Origin of the sequence: Planktotalea sp., from assembly GCF_039984035.1 — a bacterium.
Classification (GTDB): Bacteria; Pseudomonadota; Alphaproteobacteria; order Rhodobacterales; family Rhodobacteraceae; genus Planktotalea.
In genome coordinates this window covers 1-4880 of record NZ_JBDWVM010000202.1, presented here as the reverse complement: position 1 = coordinate 4880, position 4880 = coordinate 1, and the positions used below count along the sequence as shown (strand labels likewise).

The window sequence follows — 4880 nt, the reverse complement described above, 5'->3', positions numbered from 1 at the left end:
GAAATGGCAAGTGTAGCCATTTGGAATGCGTTCCAGATAATCCTGATGCTCTGGTTCCGCTTCCCAGAAATCGCCAACCGCCTCGACTTCGGTCACGACTTTTCCAGGCCAATGGCCAGACGCTTCAACATCGGCAATCGTATCAAGCGCAATTGCTTTTTGATCTTCGTCCACAAAATAGATCGCAGACCGATAGCTCATCCCGCGGTCATTGCCTTGACGGTTTTCTGTGGTCGGATCGTGGATCTGAAAGAAGAACTCTAGCAAACGGCGATAGGTAATCTTGGCAGGGTCGAAAATAATCTCGATCCCTTCTGCGTGGGTGCCATGGTTGCGATACGTCGCATTCGCGACATCACCGCCTGTGTAGCCAACGCGCGTTGAAATGACGCCGTCCATTTTGCGGATCAAATCCTGCATGCCCCAGAAACATCCACCTGCTAAAACTGCGCGCGCGCTCATGCGATATCCTCCACTTGATCCAAATATTTTCCGTATCCTTCGCCGCCCATGTCATCCTTATGGATGAACCGTAACGAAGCCGAATTAATGCAATATCGCAAACCACCGCGATCAGGTGGACCATCATTGAACACGTGACCCAAGTGACTATCGCCGTTGGTTGAACGTACCTCTGTACGCACCATCCCATGCGTCGTGTCGCGTAGCTCACTTACGAACTTATGCACCAATGGTTTGGTAAAGGATGGCCAGCCACAGCCGCTCTCATACTTATCCGACGAGGCAAAAAGCGGCTCGCCTGATACGATATCCACGTAGATGCCTGGCGCTTTGTTGTCCAAATATTTACCGGTGCCCGGACGCTCTGTTCCGCTTTCTTGCGTGACGCGATATTGCTCTGGGTCGAGCGTCGCAATTACATCCATATCTTTGCGATAGTCAGCCATGGCATCCTCCTACTTTGCTTGTGATCTATTAGATGGGGCATTCGCGCGAAAATCAAAACAAGATTTCAAACGGCTCCCTAGACCGTGATCGGTTGAGCCTTGGATTAGACTGCAATCCGAGGGCGCCCTGATGCCTCAACCGTGAGAACCGCTTCGATGAAAACAACGCGCCCTTCTGTTTGCGCGGTCTTCACATCGCGTCCGTGATGCAGATGTATATCCTCAGCGCCAGATTGCTCTGCATCGCTTTGCGCCTGCTTCACCAGATAAGTTTCCAAGGCGCTCATGGCTTCTTCACTATCTGCGAAATCCTCAGGCCCGCTTTCGAAATGCACGCGATAGCGCCCTTCGCTCGGGGATGTCACTGTGCCCTGCTTGCGCATGGTCACGCGCCCGACAACCGCGCCAATGGCATTCGCCACACCGCCATGCTCAGGCAGGATCGTTTCGCAATCTAGGCGCACACCCACAGCAGGATAATAGCCCGCTGCAGAGGCACCAAGCCCAACAACAGGCAGGTTCAACCCCGCCTCGATCCGCACCAAGCCGCGATGCTTCGCGAGACCCTTTTGCATCAACACGTGCCGCGCCAAGTCTTGCGAAGGAAGTCCAAAAGACTCTGCTTCTTCTGCAAAAGCAGTCTCTAACAAAGCCAATGAAGTCTGCTCTGTCAGTTGATCCACGACAAGCTGCGCCATCTTTTCGGCCTTGGGTGCCAGCATCACACCCGCACCAGTGCGTCGCCTGCCCATCAACTCCAATGCCTTGCGCGCTGCGCTCGCGTCCCACATGTCGACGCGGCCCAATGCATGGCTTGCATCGCTCGGTGTCAGCGCCGCAATTTGAACCAAGCCGAGTTCAATCAAACGCTTGAGTGCCTGCGCCTCGATACGGTTCTTTAGCGCCTGACCAAGCGGGAGAACATTGCCCCCTATACGCTCAATCAACATCAATTCTCGCACGCTTAGACCCTCATGCTCAAAGCCCTCAACAGCACGGACAAACCGACCATCGTACTCATTCGGCGTCGCGCTCCGTAGTTGCGCATCAAGCGCACTGTGCACGATCTCAGGCGCGTCCATCGCAAGTAAGGCCACAGGAACAACGCGCCGTGGCCCAAGCGTTACGCCCCCTTTCAGCCCTTCTGAGACGAAATGCACCTCGCTATCACCGCCAAGCCCATGGGTTCGCATCGCAACAGCTTCTACCATTGTGCGATAGGGACCAACTTGCGCGCCCATTGGATCAATTGCCGGACGACCATCACGAAGCACAGCAATATCCGTTGTCGTGCCGCCAATATCGGACACCAGCGCATGATCCGCGCCCGTCAACCAACGCGCCCCGACAATCGATGCGGCAGGGCCACTCAGGATTGTTTCAATCGGACGTGTTGAAGCCATCTCAGCACTGATCAACGCGCCATCTCCGCGCACCACCATCAAAGGCGCATCAATACCCAGCTTTGCTAGCGTGCTTTGGGCAGAGGCAATCAACCGCTCGATCATCGCAATCAATCGCGCATTTAGCAGTGCAGTCATTGCTCGTTTGGGACCGTTTAACTTGGACGACAGCTGATGCGACGCGCTCACAGGCGCACCGGTCAGCTCCTTAATCAAGTCCATCGCAGCCAGCTCATGTGCCGGATTACGCGTCCCAAACTGCGCCGCGACAGCAAAGGCAGAAATGTCCATATAAGACTCTAAAAAGGCATTTAGGCTCTCGATATCCAGCGGATTTGCCTCACCACCCGCGTGATTGTGGCCACCTGCAAGGATCAAAGCTGGATCGCCTTTCAACGCATCGCGAAGCCCGTGAGTATCAAGGTCTTTCTCCTTGAAACCAATATAAATCAAACCAACGCGCCCACCTTGCCCCTCGACAAGCGCATTGGTTGCCAAGGTCGTGGACAAGGACGCCATCGCGACCTCGGAAGGATCAACGCCGCTTTGTTCCAGAACCGCCGAAATCGCGCCTTTGATGCCAATCGACAGATCATGTTTGGTCGTCAAAGATTTGGCAGCCGCAACCACCTCTTTTTCATCTTTCAACAACACAGCGTCAGTATACGTTCCACCCGTATCCACACCCAGCAAAAGCGCCATAACATCTTCCTCGAAACCTATCTTGGACCTATCAGTAAAACACGACACGTCCCGCCTATTTACGGCACTTTGATCATCACCTTTGGAAAAATATCCCCACCGGAGGCGCCCGACCTATTCAGTCAATCGACCCGCGGCCCAGCGCGCCGCATCGCGCACTGTTTCATCTGCATCATCAACCAAGCCCTGCGCCACGATGCGAAGTTCTGCCCGATCCGAATTGCCAATCGCATAAAGCACATTGCGTACGAAACGATCTCGCCCAATGCGCTTAATAGGAGAGCCAGAAAAGAACGCACGAAACGCAGTGTCATCAAGCGTGGCAAGCTCAGCGAGCTTAGGCGCTTTCAACTCGTCCCGCGCCGCATAGCGCAATTCGCGCGCTTCAACCGCAAATTTGTTCCAAGGGCACGCCGCTAGGCAATCGTCGCAGCCATAGATGCGGTTGCCCATCAACGCGCGCAACTCTTCATCGATGGGGCCTTTATGCTCAATTGTGAGGTAGGAAATACAGCGCCGCGCATCGAGCTGATAAGGCGCCGGGAAGGCGTCTGTCGGACAGGCGTCCAGACATGAACGGCAGGACCCGCAATGATCCACCTCGGCTGTATCAACAGGCAACTCAATCGTGGTAAATACAGAGCCTAAAAAGAACCAATTGCCCATTTCACGGCTCACAAGGTTCGTGTGCTTCCCTTGCCATCCCAGACCCGCCGCTTCGCCTAAGGGTTTTTCAGGCACAGGTGCAGTATCGACGAACACTTTCACCTCACCACCGCTATCTGCGATCAGCCAACGCGCCAAACGCTTGAGCCGTTTCTTCACCAGATCATGATAATCCTTGTTCTGGGCATAGACAGAAATGCCACCGCGACCAGGATGTTTCAGTACCTCCATCGGATCATGCTCGGGCGTGTAACTTTCGCCAAGCATGATGACAGACCGCGCATCAGGCCAAAGCGCAGCAGGATTGCCCCGCCAATTCATGCGCTCTGCCATCCAGCCCATTTGGCCATGGCGTTTTTTGGCAACGAATGCCTCGAGACGATCAGGAACGAGCGGCACATCCCACGGCCGACAAATGCGGCACGCGTCGAAACCAATGTCTTGTGCCTCTTGGGCGAGCCGGTTTTTGAGATCAGAAGTCAAGATCGTTGTAGTGCGCAGACGGCGGGAAGCCAGGCACTTGATCCGCCAAAATCGTGCGGAAGGCAGGACGCGATTTGATCTTCGCGTACCAGTCTTTCACAGTCTCTGAACGCGTCCAGTCCACGTCCGAGCTATAATCAAGCGACGAGAAATGCGCAGCGGCGGTAAAGTCAGCAAGTGACATTGCGTCACCCGCGAGCCAACGACGGTGATCCAGCAGCCACGTCATGTAATCGAGGTGATATTTGATCGCGCGCGCACCCTGTTTGACGTTCTTGCTGTCAGGGTAGCCTTGCTTCATCAGCTTCTTGTTCACGCGCTCATAGAGCAGTTTCGACGTGACTTCCTGATGGAATTTATCATCAAACCACGCCACTAGACGGCGTACCTCATAGCGACCTTCGGCGCTTTTGGGCATCAAAGGTTGGTCTGGGTATTTCTCTTCGAGATACTCACAAATCGCCATACTATCAGGCATTGTGCGCCCGTTCATCTTAAGCACTGGCACCTTGCCAGCGGGATTACGGCGCATGAAATCAGGATCCGCTTCCCAATAGCGTTCTTCGATCAGTTCAACGTCGATCTTCTTTTCTGCCAGAACCAAACGGACCTTTCGGCAGAACGGAGACAGGGGAACATGATAAAGTCGGGCCATAGGATACAGAGTCTAACTGATGTTATTGTGCTCCCCTGAATGCCCCGCATTGCGTTTAAGTTC

5 protein-coding genes are annotated in these 4880 nt (G+C 54.3%); all 5 read right to left on the bottom strand.

Translation table 11 applies throughout. The features are described from left to right. The coding region (msrA, locus tag ABJQ89_RS09370) for a peptide-methionine (S)-S-oxide reductase MsrA (RefSeq protein ID WP_348495985.1) at positions 1 to 462 on the bottom strand (462 nt) is incomplete at its 3' end. Further along, entirely contained in the window at positions 459 to 908 is a 450-nt protein-coding gene (gene msrB, locus ABJQ89_RS09365; RefSeq protein WP_348495984.1) for a peptide-methionine (R)-S-oxide reductase MsrB, read from the bottom strand. The genes msrB and msrA, both read right to left, overlap by 4 nt. A gap of 104 nt (positions 909 to 1012) precedes the next feature. Further along, positions 1013 to 3013: a hydantoinase/oxoprolinase family protein gene (locus ABJQ89_RS09360; RefSeq protein ID WP_348495983.1), complete on the bottom strand. Its 2001-nt coding sequence runs from the start codon at positions 3011 to 3013 to the stop codon at positions 1013 to 1015. A 114-nt stretch (positions 3014 to 3127) separates the two neighbouring features. Further along, positions 3128 to 4162: a tRNA epoxyqueuosine(34) reductase QueG gene (gene queG / locus ABJQ89_RS09355; RefSeq protein WP_348495982.1), complete on the bottom strand. Its 1035-nt coding sequence runs from the start codon at positions 4160 to 4162 to the stop codon at positions 3128 to 3130. Continuing rightward, on the bottom strand, positions 4152 to 4817 hold the full coding sequence (locus ABJQ89_RS09350; RefSeq protein ID WP_348495981.1) for a glutathione S-transferase family protein: 666 nt from the start codon (positions 4815 to 4817) through the stop codon (positions 4152 to 4154). The genes queG and ABJQ89_RS09350 overlap by 11 nt, the downstream gene beginning before the upstream one ends. Positions 4818 to 4880: the final 63 nt, after the last annotated feature.

What these genes read in the sequence shown, in the direction of transcription:
- msrB (WP_348495984.1), bottom strand. Translation starts at nt 908, where the DNA reads ATGGCTGACTATCGCAAAGATATGGATGTAATTGCGACGCTCGACCCA.
- ABJQ89_RS09360 (WP_348495983.1), bottom strand. Translation starts at nt 3,013, where the DNA reads ATGGCGCTTTTGCTGGGTGTGGATACGGGTGGAACGTATACTGACGCT.
- ABJQ89_RS09350 (WP_348495981.1), bottom strand. Translation starts at nt 4,817, where the DNA reads ATGGCCCGACTTTATCATGTTCCCCTGTCTCCGTTCTGCCGAAAGGTC.